The sequence below is a fragment of the Terracoccus luteus genome, from assembly GCF_003635045.1.
GTDB classification, from domain to species: Bacteria; Actinomycetota; Actinomycetes; order Actinomycetales; family Dermatophilaceae; genus Terracoccus; species Terracoccus luteus.
Genome location: NZ_RBXT01000001.1, coordinates 2,211,064 through 2,226,437, shown reverse-complemented (window position 1 = coordinate 2,226,437; position 15,374 = coordinate 2,211,064). Strand labels below are relative to the sequence as shown.

Annotated in this window: 14 protein-coding genes; 8 read left to right on the top strand and 6 right to left on the bottom strand. The window is 74.5% G+C overall.

Annotation, left to right across the window (positions count from 1 at the left end):
• Positions 1-16 precede the first annotated feature (16 nt).
• A complete protein-coding gene (locus DFJ68_RS10060) occupies positions 17-712 on the top strand; it encodes a sigma-70 family RNA polymerase sigma factor (protein WP_245963577.1) in 696 nt (231 codons plus the stop codon).
• On the top strand, positions 709-1,074 hold the full coding sequence (gene rsrA, locus DFJ68_RS10055) for a mycothiol system anti-sigma-R factor (protein ID WP_245963576.1): 366 nt from the start codon (positions 709-711) through the stop codon (positions 1,072-1,074). Before DFJ68_RS10060 ends, rsrA begins: the two co-directional genes overlap by 4 nt.
• Positions 1,075-1,173: 99 nt before the next feature.
• Here the strand turns inward: rsrA and DFJ68_RS19080 are convergent, their stop codons facing one another.
• Entirely contained in the window at positions 1,174-1,248 is a 75-nt protein-coding gene (locus tag DFJ68_RS19080) for a 50S ribosomal protein bL37 (RefSeq protein ID WP_369791897.1), read from the bottom strand.
• A 783-nt stretch (positions 1,249-2,031) separates the two neighbouring features.
• Here DFJ68_RS19080 and DFJ68_RS10050 point away from each other — a divergent pair.
• Entirely contained in the window at positions 2,032-3,057 is a 1,026-nt protein-coding gene (locus DFJ68_RS10050; protein ID WP_245963575.1) for an HD-GYP domain-containing protein, read from the top strand.
• Positions 3,054-4,508: an HD domain-containing phosphohydrolase gene (locus tag DFJ68_RS10045; protein WP_245963574.1), complete on the top strand. Its 1,455-nt coding sequence runs from the start codon at positions 3,054-3,056 to the stop codon at positions 4,506-4,508. The genes DFJ68_RS10050 and DFJ68_RS10045 overlap by 4 nt, the downstream gene beginning before the upstream one ends.
• Here DFJ68_RS10045 and DFJ68_RS10040 read toward each other — a convergent pair.
• The 3 genes from DFJ68_RS10040 to DFJ68_RS10030 form a co-directional block, all read right to left on the bottom strand.
• Positions 4,453-5,112 carry an energy-coupling factor transporter transmembrane component T family protein gene (locus DFJ68_RS10040; RefSeq protein WP_121032877.1) on the bottom strand — a complete coding sequence of 220 codons (660 nt, stop codon included), beginning with the start codon at positions 5,110-5,112 and terminating at the stop codon, positions 4,453-4,455. The genes DFJ68_RS10045 and DFJ68_RS10040 overlap by 56 nt on opposite strands.
• A 35-nt stretch (positions 5,113-5,147) precedes the next feature.
• Positions 5,148-5,879: an energy-coupling factor ABC transporter ATP-binding protein gene (locus DFJ68_RS10035; protein ID WP_420823657.1), complete on the bottom strand. Its 732-nt coding sequence runs from the start codon at positions 5,877-5,879 to the stop codon at positions 5,148-5,150.
• Positions 5,880-5,953: 74 nt separating this feature from the next.
• Positions 5,954-6,634 (bottom strand): biotin transporter BioY, encoded by a 681-nt coding sequence (locus DFJ68_RS10030; RefSeq protein WP_121032875.1) that lies wholly within the window; start codon positions 6,632-6,634, stop codon positions 5,954-5,956.
• Between the two features lie 40 nt (positions 6,635-6,674).
• Here DFJ68_RS10030 and DFJ68_RS10025 point away from each other — a divergent pair, with 40 nt between their 5' ends.
• Positions 6,675-7,646 (top strand): zinc-binding dehydrogenase, encoded by a 972-nt coding sequence (locus tag DFJ68_RS10025; protein ID WP_121032873.1) that lies wholly within the window; start codon positions 6,675-6,677, stop codon positions 7,644-7,646.
• Here the strand turns inward: DFJ68_RS10025 and DFJ68_RS10020 are convergent.
• Positions 7,633-8,760, bottom strand: a complete 1,128-nt coding sequence (locus DFJ68_RS10020) for a coenzyme F420-0:L-glutamate ligase (protein WP_121032871.1) — start codon at positions 8,758-8,760, stop codon at positions 7,633-7,635. The genes DFJ68_RS10025 and DFJ68_RS10020 overlap by 14 nt on opposite strands.
• A complete protein-coding gene (cofD, locus tag DFJ68_RS10015; RefSeq protein WP_121032868.1) occupies positions 8,757-9,758 on the bottom strand; it encodes a 2-phospho-L-lactate transferase in 1,002 nt (333 codons plus the stop codon). The genes DFJ68_RS10020 and cofD overlap by 4 nt, the downstream gene beginning before the upstream one ends.
• Positions 9,759-10,026: 268 nt before the next feature.
• On the opposite strand from cofD, the gene DFJ68_RS10010 reads away from it, so the two are divergent.
• From DFJ68_RS10010 to DFJ68_RS10000, 3 genes are all read left to right on the top strand, one after another.
• Positions 10,027-10,290: a WhiB family transcriptional regulator gene (locus tag DFJ68_RS10010; protein ID WP_121032866.1), complete on the top strand. Its 264-nt coding sequence runs from the start codon at positions 10,027-10,029 to the stop codon at positions 10,288-10,290.
• Between the two features lie 66 nt (positions 10,291-10,356).
• Positions 10,357-13,785, top strand: coding sequence for a glycosyltransferase (locus DFJ68_RS10005; protein ID WP_245963573.1), 3,429 nt, complete (start codon positions 10,357-10,359; stop codon positions 13,783-13,785).
• Complete coding sequence (locus DFJ68_RS10000; protein WP_121032864.1) at positions 13,782-15,356, top strand: DUF5719 family protein; 1,575 nt, start codon at positions 13,782-13,784, stop codon at positions 15,354-15,356. Before DFJ68_RS10005 ends, DFJ68_RS10000 begins: the two co-directional genes overlap by 4 nt.
• The last annotated feature ends 18 nt before the right edge of the window (positions 15,357-15,374 follow it).

Here is a 15,374-nt window from a genome sequence, read left to right as displayed (position 1 = left end):
GCTAGGGTGGGAAGCGATGACAACCAAGGACAAGGACACCACGGCGACGACGGTGGCAGCCACGGTCGACGACCTCGACGTGCAGGCTCAGGCGGATGCCACCGCAGACGTCTCCACCGAGACGACCGAGGAACGTCGCTCCCGGTTCGAGCGCGAGGCGATGCCGTTGCTCGACCAGCTCTACAGCGCCGCCCTGCGCACGACGCGCAACCCGAGCGATGCCGAGGACCTGGTCCAGGAGACCTTCGCGAAGGCCTACGCGGCTTTCCACCAGTACCGCCCGGGCACGAACCTCAAGGCCTGGATGTACCGCATCCTCACCAACACGTACATCAACAGCTACCGCAAGAAGCAGCGGCAGCCGTTGGAGTCGGACGCCGCCGAGATCGAGGACTACCAGCTCGCGCGCGCGGAGTCGCACCAGTCGGTCGGCCTCCGCTCGGCCGAGGCCGAGGCGCTCGACCACCTCCCCGACAGCGACGTGAAGCGGGCGCTGCAGGACATCCCGGAGGAGTTCCGCCTAGCGGTCTACTTCGCCGACGTCGAGGGCTACGCCTACAAGGAGATCGCCGAGATCATGGACACCCCGATCGGCACCGTGATGAGTCGCCTTCACCGCGGTCGCCGGCAGCTGCGCGAGAAGCTGGCCGGCTACGCCGCCGGCCGCGGTTTCGCGGCGACGGGCACGGGTGTGAAGGGAGCAGCGTCGTGAACGAGGACAGGACACGCGAGCAGCAGACCCTCGCGGGCAGCGAGCCCGGGTGGATGCCTCCCGGTGTGACGGGCGAGTCGACCTCGTCGCCCTCGCCCGCGGCGCCGTCCAAGGCCGAATGCTCCGAAGCGCTCCTGCGGGTGTTCGAGTTCCTCGACGGTGAGCTCGGCCCCGACGACTGCGCCAAGATCCAGGCTCACCTCGACGAGTGCGCCCCGTGCCTGCAGGAGTACGACCTCGACACGACTCTCAAGGCGATCGTCAAGCGGTCCTGCGGGAGCGAGCAGGCGCCCGACGTACTGCGGTCGACGATCATGAGTCGGATCTCGCTCACCGTCGTCGAGCTCGAGCAAGGCCGCTGACGATCCTTACGTCGTGAGCTGACCGGCGCAGGAGCAGCCACGGCATGCAGAAGGGCCCGTCCCCTGGGGGACGGGCCCTTCTGTCGTGATCAACTGCGCTCAGGCGTTGGGCTTGCGGCCGTGGTTGGCGGCGTTGCCCTTGCGGGAGCGGCGCTTGCGGGCGCGCTTGCTCATCGTCTGCTCTTCTCTACTCGACGTCGTGGTGCGTTCTGTCCGTCTATGCCCCGAGATGGGCTCTCACCTGCGGTGATGTGCGACGGACAGACAGGTTTCAGATGGTCTCACACCGACCGAGAAGTCACTAAATCGTCTCGCCCTGCAGTAGCCTTGTAGAAGTTTGGACAGGATTGGGTATAGGGGTTTTGTCCTTTTCGTCCGATTTTGGCAGACTGGTGCCTCGTCCCCCGAGGCTCGGTTCCGTCGTCCGTCCCCAGGCGTGCCACAGGGGTCTTTTCCCATCCCACCCTGAAGGAGTACTTCATGCTTTCCACCCTCCTGCTCAATCTCGCCAGCAACGAGACCGTCACCACCGTGATCACCGTCATCGGCAACATCTGGAGCTGGAACCCGCGCTGACCCACAACTCCAGGGGCCTGATGTTCGCTTCAGCGCGATCATCGGGCCCCTGGTCATAGGTGGCGCCGGGTTCGTCATAGGAGAGAATGTCCTGGTGAGGTGCCGGTGAAGGGGGAAGCCGCTCGTCAGCCCGCGTCGGTCACGCGTTACATCAGCGTCGTGGCCTGTGCCGCGGTTCTGGTGGGCGTGTGCTCGTTCGCCTTCGGCACCTCTGTCGACGTGGCCCCGTTGCTTTTGTTCTGTGCCATGGGCGTGTTGAGCGTCCGTCTGCGTGAGCCCAACGTGACCTCGCGAATCGCGTTCTCTTTCCTCAGCATCATCTTGCTCGCGTCGGCCGTCGTGGTGGGTCCCTTCGGGGCCTGGCTCGTCGGACTCGTCTCCATGGCCACTGATCGCAACTCCGCGATGCGGTGGCAAGCGGTGACCTTCAACACGGCACAGGCCTCGATCGTCGGCGGTGTCGGCGCGTGGGCCTACCTCTTGGTCGGCGGGGCCGCCGATGTCGGTGGCTTGATGGGTCTCAACGCCTTGGGCTTGAACGTCGGCATCCCGCTCATCATCGCCGACATCGTGCAGTGCCTCATCAACGCCTCGCTGCTGTCGGGAGTCATCCACGTGTCGACGGGCGCGCCGGTCCGCGTCCTGGTGCGGCAGATCCTCGTCTCGTCGGGCACGGCCTACATCGGCTACGGGGTCATCGGCTTCCTCTTCGTCATCCTCTGGTTCCCGGCCAAGCTCGGCGCCTACAGCGCCGTGCTCATCCTCGCCCCGCTCCTCGTGGCCCGGTGGGCCTTCGTGCAGTACGGCGAGGAGCTGCGCTCCCACGAGCGCACCCTCGAGACCCTCGTGACCACGTTGGGCCGCAAGGACGCCGACGCGGTGGCCCGCAGCCGCGCCACCGCCCAGCTCGCCGAGTGGGTCGCGGAGGAGCTGGCCCTCACGCCGGCCCAGATCGGCACCGTGCGCTACGCGGGCGCGCTGCGCGAGATCGGTCTCATCGGTGTGCCGTGGCGGGTGCTGCACCGGCCGCCCGAGCTGCTCAGCGACCCCGAGCGTCGCGTCCTCAGCGGCCACGCGCAGGTCGGGGCCCGCCTCATCGAGGGGATCGACTTCCTCGAGGACGCACGCTCCGGCATCCAGCACCAGGACGAACGCTTCGACGGCACCGGGCGGCCTGACGGGCTGGCCGGTACCGACATCCCCCCGGCCGCCCGGATCATCGCGGTGGCAGGGGAGTTCGTCGACCTCACCCAACCGAGGCACGGCGTCCCGCCTCTGGTTCCCGAGATCGCCTTGGCGCGCATCGCCGACGACGCCGGCCGCTTCGACCCCCGCGCCGTGCGGGCGATCGCCGACGTCCTCGAGCGCCACGGCTGGGCCGTCCCCGTCGCAGGGAGCCAGCCGTGAGCCTCCTCGACCGCCTGGCCGCCCGTCCCGCGGACGTCCCTCGTCGTCGCACCTCCAGCCGTGAGGTGCTCATCCTCGTCGTCACGGTCGTCGGGATCGCGGCCGCCATCGTGTCCGCCCTGTCGGGTACCCGCCCGCCGGGCATCGACACGATGGGGACGCTCGTGGTCTACGTGACCTTCGCGCTGGCCATCGTGCTCGGCGAGCTCTACGCCATCTCCGCACCTGGACTGCGGGCCACGGCGCCCATCGCGACGTCGTCGGCCTTCGCGCTGGCGTTCATGCTCGACCTGCCTGACGGCGACCGGTTGCCGCTCTCCCCGGCCCTCGTCCTCGCCGTGATCGGGGTGGGCACGGTGGCGGGGCAGGTGCTGCGGTGTGCGACGGGCCGCACGGTGAGCATCGTCGAGGTGGCCGGGCGGCTGCTCGCGGCGGGCGTCGCCACGGTGCTGTACCGACAGGTGCACCTCGACCCCTCCTCGGTCGTGGCCGCGGCCGGTCACGGTGACCACTTCGACCCGGCGCTGCGTGCTCTGCTCATGCTCGGCATCTCGCTCATCGCCCTGCTCGCCGACGTCGTCTTCACCACCCTCATGCACAGCACGTCGTCGGCGACCAACCTGCGCCGCACCTTCATCGACGAGGTCGTCTCGTCGGCGCCGCTGTCGTCGGCGGTCGTCGTCACCGGCGTGCTCGTCGCCCTCGCCGCCGTGCCGGTCGGGGTGGCGGCGCTGCCGCTCTTCCTCGCCCCGCTGGTCTTCACACTCTTCGCCTTCCGCCGCTACGCCGGCATCCGCGCGACGTACCTGCAGAGCATCCGTACGCTCTCGCGTCTCACCGACGCGGCGGGCTACACCCCGGCGGGCCACTCCGAGCGGGTCGCCGCCCTGGCGACGGCCCTCGGGCGTGAGCTCGGCGTCTCCGAGCGCGAGCTGCTCGACCTCGAGTACGCAGCGCTGCTGCACGACATCGGTCAGGTCGCGCTCGTCGAGCCGATCCCGGGAGGGGCGACGGTGCTGGCCGCCCCCGCCGACCAGCGACGCATCGAGAACGACACGGTCGACATCGTCCGCGAGACCGGAGTGCTCGACGACGTCGCCGACATCCTCGCCCACCAGACCACGCCCTACCGACAGGTACGCGAGCTGGGCGAGCGCATCCCGCTCACGAGCCGCATCGTCAAGGTCGCCAACGCGTACGAGGACCTGTCGGCGGGCGCCCGCGGCCCGCGGGCCCGCGACTCCGCGCTCGAGCGCATCTACCTCGGGCTGGGCTACGAGTACGACCCCGCCGTCGTCGACGCCCTGCAGCGCGCGCTCGCCCAGCGTGACGACAGGGAGGGTCGGGCCGACGCCCCGCGCACCCCGTCGGGCCGCCTCGTCACCGGCCGTGCCTTCACCGGTCGGCTGGCGGCGGCCCGTCGTCGTGAGGCCACGGAGCGGGATCGGTGAGCCCCCGCGCGGCGAGCGCCTCACCGGTGCGTCGCCCGTAGGCGACGACGTGCACCGCGACGGGGGCGACCACCGCCCGCGGTGACCGTTCGAGACCGCGGGCCCGCGCCGACTCGCGCACCTCACCGAAGGCGCCCGCCACCCACGGCACCGAGCGCAGCATGACGCCCAGCGTCAGCGCGACGACCTCGGGGTCGACCCAGCGCCGCAGCGGCCGGGCCAGCCGGACGACCCCGTCGACCATCTCGGTGACCGGGGTGGTGGCGGTGACGAGTCCTCCTGCGAGGTAGCAGGCGAGGATGCCGGACACGACCTCCACGGCGTCACCGACCCCCTGCGTGACGACCTGGAACAGACCGAGGAGCACGAGCACGGGGGCGATGGCCACGAGCGAGCGGGCCACCCGTCCGGGGCGGAGACGGGCCACGACGGTGAGGGCGGCGGGGACGGCCAGCACGGCGAGCGACCCCTGCCACGAGGGGACCAGCCACGTCGAGGCGCCGACGGCGACGACGAGACCCACCTTGAGGCCGAGGGGAGCGCGGTGGACCGGCGACCGCCCGGGCACGTGGTGGGCGAACAGGCCCCCGCTGCGCCGGGCCACGCCACGGCGTCGCGCCACACCCCTGCGCCGGGCCCTCACGGTGTCGCCGTCAGGGCGACGTAGCGCTCGACCGCCTCCCGCGGCGGGCCGTCGAAGACGACACGGGCCCGGTCGACGACGAGGGTGCGGTCGGCCTCGAGCGCGAGGTCGAGGTCGTGGGTGGCGACGACCACCGTCTGCGGCAGCGACTCGAGGGTCCGGCGCAGCAGCAGGGTGTTGCGCCGGTCGAGCAGGGTCGTCGGCTCGTCGAGCACGAGCACGGCGGGGTCGGTCGCGAGCACGACGGCGAGCGCGAGCAGCTGGCGCTCGCCGCCGGAGAGGTCGTAGACGCTGCGGTCACCGAGGTCGGCCAGCCCGAAGCGGTCGAGCACCCGGCCGGCCGCCGCCGCTCGTTCGGCCCGCCCCCGGTGGGTGCGACGCAACGACAGCTCGACGTCCTCACGGCCCGTGGGCATGACGAGCTGGGACAGCGGGTCGGTGAAGCCGAAGGCGACCCGGCGCCGCACCGCCGACCCGTCGCGCCCGGTGTCGAGACCGTCGACGCGCACCGTGCCACGCGACGGCAGGACGAGCCCGTTGAGCAGGCGCAGCAGGGTCGACTTCCCCGAGCCGTTCGCCCCGACGACGGTGACGCGGCGCTCGCGCAGCGTGAGGTCGAGCGGGCCGACGATGGTGCGCCACCGGTCGCCGCCCGCCCCGCGCGAGGGCGCGACGTGCGCGTCGTCGTCGACCGGGACCTCGACGACCGCCCCGTCGAGCTCGATCACGGCCGGATGCCGGGTCCCGCCCACCGCCGTTCCTGCCCGTCCCGCTGGTCCCGCCGGCCCCGGGTCCCGGGGGCTCAGCGGCCTCGGCGGACGAGGACGTCGGGGAAGGCGCGGTGCACCGCCCCGGCTGCCATGGCGGCCACGAGGTTCTTGACGATGTCGCCCGGGAAGAAGGCGGCGTCGGTCGCGAGGGCGGCCGGCAGCGAGAGCCGGCCGTTGACCATGAGCCCGGCCACCCCGAAGGTGTGCACGACGACGATCGAGGTCAGCATCGCGGCGGCGAACAGCGTCGGCACCCAGCGCGAGCGGGGCTGGGTGCGCACGATGCGACGGGCCAGCAGGCCCACGGCGACGGCGGCGACGACGAACGCGAGCAGGTAGCCCGCCGACGGGCCGCCGAGCACCTGCAGCCCCGACTGGCCGCGGCTGAAGACCGGGAAGCCGACGAAGCCGATGAGCAGGTAGACGAGCACGGCCAACCCGCCGCGCCAGGGGCCGAGCACGAGGCCGCACAGCATGACGGCGAACGTCTGCAGCGTGATCGGCACGCCGAGACCACCGACCGGGATGCCGGGCACCACCGCCGCCGCGACGACGACCGCGGCGAACACGGCGACGAGGGCGACCGACTGGGCGTCGACCCCGCGCGGTGCGCGACGGTCGGTCGACGCGTCGGTGGCGGGCCGGTCGCCGGGGCCGGGTGAGAGCGTCGGACCGGGGTCGCGGGAGCCGGCGGGGCGCGGTGCTGAGGTCACGCGCAGACCCTACCGGCGGCTCGGCGGCTAGGGTCGGGGGATGCTCGCCGCCCAGGCCGTCAGCCAGTCCGCCAGCGACCCGATGTCGGGTCTGCGAGTGGGGGAGCGGGACGCCCCCACCGCCCGTGAGGGCTGGCAGGTGGTCGACCTGCGAGCCGCCGCCCTCAACCACCACGACGTCTGGTCGCTGCGCGGCGTCGGGCTGCCCGCCGACCGCCTGCCCATGGTGCTCGGCTGCGACGGCGCCGGCGTCACCGCCGACGGCGAGGAGGTCATCGTCCACGCCGTCATCGCGTCGGACGGCTGGGCCGGCGACGAGACCCTCGACCCGCGCCGGACCCTGCTCTCCGAGCTGCACGACGGGACGCTGGCCGAGCAGGTCGCCGTGCCCGTGGGCAACGTCGTGCCCAAGCCGGCGGGCCTGTCGTGGGAGACCGCCGCCTGCCTCTCGACGGCGTGGTTGACCGCCTACCGCATGCTCTTCACGAACGCGGGCGTCCGCCCCGGCGACACGGTGCTCGTGCAGGGCGCCGGGGGCGGGGTCGCCACCGCGCTCGTGCAGCTCGGCGCGGCGGCCGGCATCCGGATGTGGGTGACCTCCCGCGACGAGGCGCGCGGCGCGCGGGCGGTCGAGATCGGCGCCGAGCGGGCTTTCGCCGCCGACGAGCGTCTGCCCGAGCGGGTCGCCGCCGTGATGGAGACCGTCGGCGCGGCGACGTGGTCGCACTCCGTCAACTCCCTCAACCCCGGCGGCGCCATCGTCATCTCCGGCGCGACGTCGGGTGACGCGCCCGCGAAGGCCGAGCTGACGAAGATCTTCTTCAAGCAGCTGCGGGTCGTCGGGTCGACGATGGGCACGCGTGACGAGCTCGCCGCCCTGGCCCGCTTCGTCGACCGCAGCGGCATCGAGCCGGTGGTCGACAGCGTGGTGCCCCTCGAGCGGGCTCAGGAGGGGTTCGCGCGCATGGTCGACGGCGAGCTCTTCGGCAAGGTGGTCTTCACCGTCGGCTGAGGGTGACCCCTACCGACACGCCGTCGGCCGAGGGGGCCGACACCTCGCCCTCCAGCCACTCGCCCCAGAGGGCGACCTCGAGCCGGGCCACGAACCGGCCCAGCTCGTAGGGCGAGGGCGCACCGAGGGTCACCTGGCCGGCCCCGACGTCGGCCGTGACCTCGTCGCAGCCCCGCATCGCCACCCGCACGGCGCGTGACAGCGCTCCGTCGTCGCCCGGCTCGGCGGGGGCGACGCCGACCTCGAGCGAGGCCGCCGAGCCGGGGGCCACGCCGAGAGCGGCGCGCACCGACTCGGCCCGTCCCATGCCGAACCAGTCGTAGGGCCCGGTGCGCACGAGGTCCCGTCCCCGCGGATGCCGGGTGGCGGCGTCGGTGCCGGTGTCAGTGGTGCCAGTGGCGTCGTCCTCGAGCACGAGCGTGGCCAGGCCGCGCACGACGGCCACCGGCACGGCGCTCGCCTTGCCCTTGGCGAGGTCGGCGGCCGAGGCGATCTCGTCGGCGACGGCGCGCGTGGTGACGGCGAGCGGACGCCCGTCGGCGTCGACGCCGCCGCGCAGGTCGTCGACGACGTGCAGCCCGTGCGCACCGAGGGCGAAGTCGGAGTGGCCCACGCGCCACGGCCTGGCGGAGGTGTCGCTGAGCACGACGCCGAGGCGCACGCCGTGCCGTCGGACGAGCTCGGCGTGCAGCCGCTCGCAGACGGCGTCCGGGTCGTGGGGGAGCAGCAGCCAGCCGCCGCGGGCCCCGGTGTTCGAGCCGTCGATGCCGGCGGCCGCCATGACCGGGCCCGCCGTGGCCCGTACGACGCGCGTGACGCGGCCGTCGGCCGTGGCCCGCTCGGCGACGACGGCCGAGCTCTCGCGTAGCACGAGGGCGTCCTTGTCGACGGCGTCGTCGACGACGAGGCCGAGGGACTTGCTCGCCACCTTGCTCGACACGACGAGCACGTCACCGTCGACGAGCGTGACGTCGCTGGCGCGCAGGCCCGCGTCGACGGCATCCGCGAGGTCGGTGCCCTCCGTCACCTCGGGGATGCCGGTCAGCGGGACGACGGTGACCGTGCCCGGGGCGTCCGGCGTGCGTGGTGTGCCCTGTGTGCCTGCGTCGCTCACGCGGTGGCCCGGTGCCGCCGCAGGTCGAGCGCGACCTCGAGGGCGGCGCCCGCGAGGTCGGCGGCCGCGTCGACCGAGCTCATGAGCAGGGGCCGGCGCTCGAGGCGCAGCCCGGGGCGGTCGCGCATCGGGTCGACCTCGTCGACGAGCCAGCCGTCGAGGAAGTCGGAGTAGAGACCGGCGACGGCCTCGCTCGTCGAGTCGACGCCGATCGCCCGGAGGCACTCGTCGGCGTGACCGCGGACCGGTCGCCCGCCGACGAGCGGCGAGACGCCGACCACGGGAGCGCGGGTGCCGCGCAGCGCGTCACGCACGCCGGGCACACCGAGGACGATGCCGATCGAGACGACGGGGTTGCTCGGGGGCAGCAGCACGACGTCGGCGCCGCGCACCGCGTCGAGGACGCCCGGCGCGGGGGTCGCGCGGTCGAGGCCGGCGACGACGAAGCGGCGCGCGGGCAGTGCGGCGCGGTGGCGCACCCACCACTCCTGGAAGTGGATGGCGCGCTCGCCGCCCTCGCCGTCGTCGACGACGACGTGCGTCTCGACCGGGGTGTCGGTCATCGGCAGGAGGGTCACGCCCTGCTCCGGCAGCCCCCAGCGGGCGGCCAGCCGGGCCACGACCTCGCTGAGCGGGACGCCCTGCCCGAGCAGCTGTGAGCGGTGGACGTGGGTGGCGATGTCCTTGTCGCCGAGACCGAACCACTGCGGCTGCGCTCCGAGGGCCGCGAGCTCGCCCGCGACCGAGTGCGTCTCGTCGGCGCGACCCCAGCCCTGCCGCTCGTCGATGCCCCCGCCAAGCGTGTAGAGCAGGGTGTCGAGGTCGGGGCAGACGCGCAGCCCGAAGAGGGTGATGTCGTCGCCGGTGTTGCCGATGATCGTCAGCTGCGCCTCGCCGTCGTCGTCGGGGAGGGCGGACGGGTTGACGGCGAGGTGGCGCAGCAGCCCGCGCAGGAAGCGGGCACCGCCCACCCCGCCCGCGAGGGCGGTGATGCGCATGGGCTGATCCTCTCAGCCCCGCCGGTCGTCGGTCGCCCCGGGGGAGGCGGTCCGTAGCGGTTCCGTAGCAGTGATGGGCGGTGGCGGCAAATATCACGCAGGGCTTGACGTGGACAGGATGACACGCTTGTAATTTCACTGTTGTGTTCCTGCCGAGCCCTGGCCTACTGTCCGTTTTGAACGGTTGGCCCGGGTCAGGGCACGACGGTGCTGGCACACACACGGTGGCGTTCAGGGCGTACAGGGCGGTCAGGGTCGAGGAGGGGTCATGCACGAGCTGGTGGTCATGTCGGGACAGGTCGAGGACGAGGTCGAGGTCTCGTGGCAGGAGCGCTCGCTCTGTGCCCAGACCGACCCCGAGGCGTTCTTCCCCGAGAAGGGTGGCTCCACCCGCGAGGCCAAGAAGGTCTGCGTCGGGTGCGAGGTGCGCTCGGAGTGCCTCGAGTACGCCCTCGCCCACGACGAGCGCTTCGGCATCTGGGGCGGGCTGTCCGAGCGCGAGCGTCGCAAGCTGAAGAAGCGCGCGGTCTGACCGTGCGCCGTCACGCCCGGGAGTCCCGGGCGTCCGGAGCCTCAGCGGGAGCGTGGAGGAGCGACCGTGCCCGATGACGCGCCGACCGCGAGCGCGACGGTCACCGGCGCCGACCTGAGGCGCGACGGTCCGCCGGTGGACCCGCCCGAGCAGGCCGCCCTCGGTGACACGCCGCACCGCCGACCGGATGCCGGTGGGCGGGGCTCTGTCGTGCCCGCAGGCCCCGCGGCCTCGAGCGGGACCGTCGACGTCGACGTGGTCCTCGTCGTGCGCGACGGGTCGCCCTGGCTGGCGCGCTGCCTCGACGCCCTCGCCGCCCAGACCGTGCGCCCCCGCCGCCTCGTCGTCGTCGACGACGCGAGCACCGACACCTCCGCCGCCATCGCCGAGGCCCACCAGCCCGTGCGTCGCGTCGTGCCCGACGTCCGGGTGCTGCGCCTGACCCGACGCGCCCCGCTCGCCGTCGCCGTCGACGCCGGCGTGGCGGCGCTCCCCGTCGTCGCCGAGACCCCCGAGGACGCTTCCGGGGCGGGTGACCGGGCCGGGCGCTGGGTGTGGGTCCTGCACCACGACACGCTCCCGCACCCCGACGCGCTCGCCCGCCTGCACGAGACCGTGCTGCGCTCGCCGTCGGTCGGCGTGGCCGGCCCGAAGCGGGTGAGCGCCGCAGACCCCCGCCGCCTCGTCGAGCTCGGGCTGCAGATCACACGCACCGGGCGTCGCATCGCCTCCCCGGCCGTCGGCGAGACCGACCAGGGCCAGTACGACGGACGCTCCGACGTCCTCGCCGTCGGCACGGCCGGGATGCTGCTGCGCCGCGACGTGCACGAGCTGCTCGGCGGCTTCGACCCGAGCTTCGTCGAGCACGGCGCCGCCCTCGACCTCGGCTGGCGGGCGCAGCTCGCCGACCACCGCGTCGTCGTCGTCCCGTCGGCCGTGGTGCGCGACGCCTCGGGCCTCACCTCCGACCCGCCCGACCCCACCGCCGCGCGGGCGACCCGCGAGGCCGACCGGGGGGCGCGCCGCGCCGCCCGGCAGGTGGCGCTCGCGCGCTGCTCGCCCCTGGCCATGCCCCTGCTCGCCGTGTGGATCGCGTGCTCGGCGGTCGTCTCGGCGGTCGTGCTGCTCGTCGCCAAGCGACCGCGCAGAGCCTGGCGCGAGCTGACCGACCTCGCCGCCCTGATGCGACCGGGCGCCGTCCTGTCGGCCCGGTGGCGCGGTCGGCGCACCAAGCGCCTGCGGCGCGACGACCTCGCCACCCTCTTCGTCACCCCCGGTGCGGCGATGCGCACGACCGTCGACCACATCCAGGACGCCGTGACCCCGGAGCGCACCCGGCCCCGGCGCGAGGTCGTGACGACGGCTGAACCCGGCCCCGTCGACGACGACGTGGCGTCGCTGACGACGCTGCCGGCATCCCTGCCCCGGCGGGTGCTCACCCACCCCGGGTTCCTCGCCGTCCTCGCCGTGCTCGTCGCCACCGTGGCGGCCTGGCGCGACCCGATCCGGGCCGGCGCGCTGTCGCCGACTCACACGGGCCTCGCGGGCGGCCAGCTGCGGCCCGTCACGACCGGCGCCGACGGCCTGTGGCACGCCTTCCGCGACGCGTGGCACGGCGCCGGGCTCGGCACCGGGCTCGAGTCGGGCCCGCACCTCGCCGTCCTCTCCGGCCTGACCTGGCTCGCCGAGCGGGTGCCGGGAGTCGCCGAGAGCCGCTCGAGCGCCGGCCTGACCATCGCCTGGCTGCTCTTCCTCGCCCCGGCCCTTGCGGCCTGGTCGGCCTACCTCGCGGGCCGGGTCGTCACCCCGTCCCGGCTCGCCCGCGCCCTCGGTGCCCTCGTCTGGGCCGGCGTGGCGGTGCTGCCGCAGGCGACGACCGCCGGCCGCCTGTCGGCCGCGGCCGCCCACGTGCTGCTGCCCTTCGTGCTCGCCGGTTTCGTGCTCGCCGCGCGCCGTGACGGCACCTTCACGGGTGCCTTCGCGACCGCGCTCGCGACCGCGGTGCTCGGTGCCTTCGCCCCGTCCCTGCTCGCGCTGTCGGTGGTCGCCGCCCTCGTGCTGCTCCTCGTCGGGCCGGGCGCCCGGAGGTGGCGCGCACTCGTGCTGCTGGTCGTCCCCGGCGCCCTGCTCGGCCCGTGGGCGGCGCGGTTCGTCGACGACCCGCGTCTGCTGCTCTCGGGCCCAGGGCTCGTCTCGACCGGCCCCGGCCCCACCTGGCTGACCGCGCTGCTCGGGCAGCCCGACGCCGACCTCGGTCTCACGAGCTGGCTGCTCGCGCCCGTCGTCGTGCTCGGCCTGCTCGGCCTCGCAGTGCGCGGCGCCGGTCGCGCCGAGCGCATCGCCCTCGGCGTCGCGTCGCTGCTCGGGTTGCTCGGCCTCGCCGTCGCGCTGGCCTCGGCCCACGTCGTGCTCGGCACCGCGCAGACCGGCGTCGGCACCTCCCGACCCGCCCACCTCTGGCCGGGCCTCGGTCTGCAGCTGTGGGTCGCCGCCCTGGTCGTCGGTCTGCTGGCCGGCAGCCGTGTGCCCCTGCGCACGCTGACCCGTCGGTCGGTCTTTGCGTCCGGGCACGGCGCCGAGCCGCCGCCCGCCCGTACCCGGGGGGCGCGGGCCCGACGGGTCGGGGCGGTCACGGTCGCCTCCCTCGCGGTGGCGCTGGCGGTGCTGCCGACGGCCGGCCTGCTCGTCCGGTGGGGCGCCGTGGGGTTGGGCGACCGCCTGACCGTCGGGCAGGCCACCCTCCCGGCGGTCGCGGTCGAGCAGGGCAGCGGTCCGCTCGGCAACCGGCTGCTGCTGCTCCGTCCCTCCGACGACGTCACCGACTTCGTGCTCGTCGGGCAGGAGCCCGGCGACCTGCTGCGCGACCTCGACCGGCCGGCCGGCGCCGATGACGCGGCCCTCGTCGACGCCGTGGCCGAGATCGTCGGCGGTCGCGGCGGCGACTCCCTCGACGCCTCTCGTCTGGCCGCCCTCGGCGTCGGCTTCGTGCAGGTCCGTGGCGGGGTCGACGACCCGCTTTCCCGGCGCCTCGACGCCTCCGGTGGCCTGAGCCGCCTGGGGACGAGCGAGCACGGCATCCTCTGGAAGGTCCAGCCGACGGAGGCCGCTCCCGGCGCCCCGCCCGCGACCGCGCCGTCCCGGGCGCGTCTCGTCGACGGGCAGGGGCGCCTGCTCGCCGCCGTGCCCACCGATGGACCGCACGCCGCCCTCGACGAGCGGCTGCCCGCGGCGGGCGGCGACGGCCCGCGCTACCTCACCGTCGCCGAGCCCTCCGACTGGGCCCACCACGCCGTCGTCACCTTCGACGACGCGGTCCTCCAGCCGGTCGCCGGCCGCGACGCCCCGACGTACGCCCTGCCCGCCACCGCCGGCACCGTCCGTGTCGACCTCGCTGCGGCCGACCCCTGGTGGCGCCTGGGCCAGGCGGTGCTGCTCGGTTTCGTCGTCTTCATGGCCGTCCCCTTCGGCAACCGTCGCTCGAGGAGGCAGGCGTGAGGAACACCTCGGGGGTCGTGCGCCTCGCCCTGACCGGCCTCGCCGTGGCCGGCCTCGCGGTCGGTGCGACACGCGTCGACGCGCTCGGGTCCGACGCGACGGTGCAGCTCGCGCAGGCGCAGGGCCGGGCCGGGCTGCCCGAGTCCACCGACGTCCTCGTGCGCGAGTCCGAGGTGCTGTGCCCCGGCCCGCAGCGCGTCGGCCTCACCGGTCTGCGCGACGTGGCGGGCACCGTCACCGTCACCGCGTCTGCCCCTCCCGCCGCCGCGCTCGCCGAGGCGGGGCTCGCCGCCGACACCTCGTCCACGGCTTCGACCACGGGGTCCACGAGCTCCACGGGGCGCATCACGCTCGGCGACGGCACGAGCGCCTCGCTGGGCGTGACCGCGCCCGACGCGTCGGCCGACGCCGCCACGGCCGCGAAGGCAGGTGCCGTGACGGCCCGCCCCACGGCATCCGCGCTCGTCACCGCGACCGCCACCGGCGGCCTCGCCCCCGGGCTCGCCGCGACGCAGACGTGGTGGCGCGCCGGCGACGACGACCGCGGGCTCGCGGTGACGCCGTGCACCCTGCCGGCCTCCGACGCCTGGCTCGTGGGGGGTGGGGGTGGCCCCTCACGCTCGGAGCGCGTCGTCGTGGCCAACCCCGGGGGCAACGCCGTCAGCGTCTCCTTCGAGGTGTTCGGGGCGAAGGGACCGGTGGCCTCGGCCGACGGGCGGGACGTGTCGGTGCCGCCGCGCTCGCGCGTCGCCGTCTCCCTCGACGCCCTCGCACTGGGCGAGACCCGACCGGCCGTCCACGTCGTCGCGACCGGGGGAGTGGTGTCGGCGGTGCTCGACGACGCCTGGATCGACGGGGCGACGGGGCGCGGCATCGACGACTCCGTCCGCGCTGCGGCCCCCGCGACCGACCTCGTCGTGGCCGGTGTCGACGACGACGGCGAGTCGCTCGTGCGCGTGGCCAACCCCGGTACCCGTGAGGCGCTCGTGCAGGTGCGGGTGCTGACCGACCGCGGTCCGAGCCAGCCGGAGGCGCTGCGCGCCGTACGCGTGCCGGCCGGGTCGACGGCCGACGTGCCCCTCGCCCTGGGTGCGGGGCGCTACGGGCTGCGCCTGACCTCCGACCAGCCCGTCGTCGCCGCCGCGTGGGTCGAGCGACGGCAGGCGAGCGGCGCCGACCGCATGGGCGACTTCGCCTGGGCCCCGGCGACGCCTGCCGTCCACGGGCTGGCCGGTGTGCAGATCGCCGGTGCGCGGCAGCCCGGCGGCACCGCCACCCTCGTGGTCGCGGCGGGCGACGGGGGTGCCGACGCCACCGTGCACCTGCGCAGCCGGTCGGCGGCGGGGGCGGTGACCGACCGTGCGCTGCCCGTGACGGTCGGGGTCGACTCGGTGGCCACCGTCGACGTCTCGTCGGCCGACGAGGTCTGGCTGTCGGTGCAGCGCGGCGAGCCGCGGGCCGCGGTCAGCGTCGGTGGAGCCGTCGCCGGCGTGCCCTACCTGTCGGTCGCAGCGCTCTCGTCGGCGCCGGTGACGACGCTCGCCGTGCCGGTCCGCCAGGTCGACAACTGACGCGAGCCCTCGCGGGCG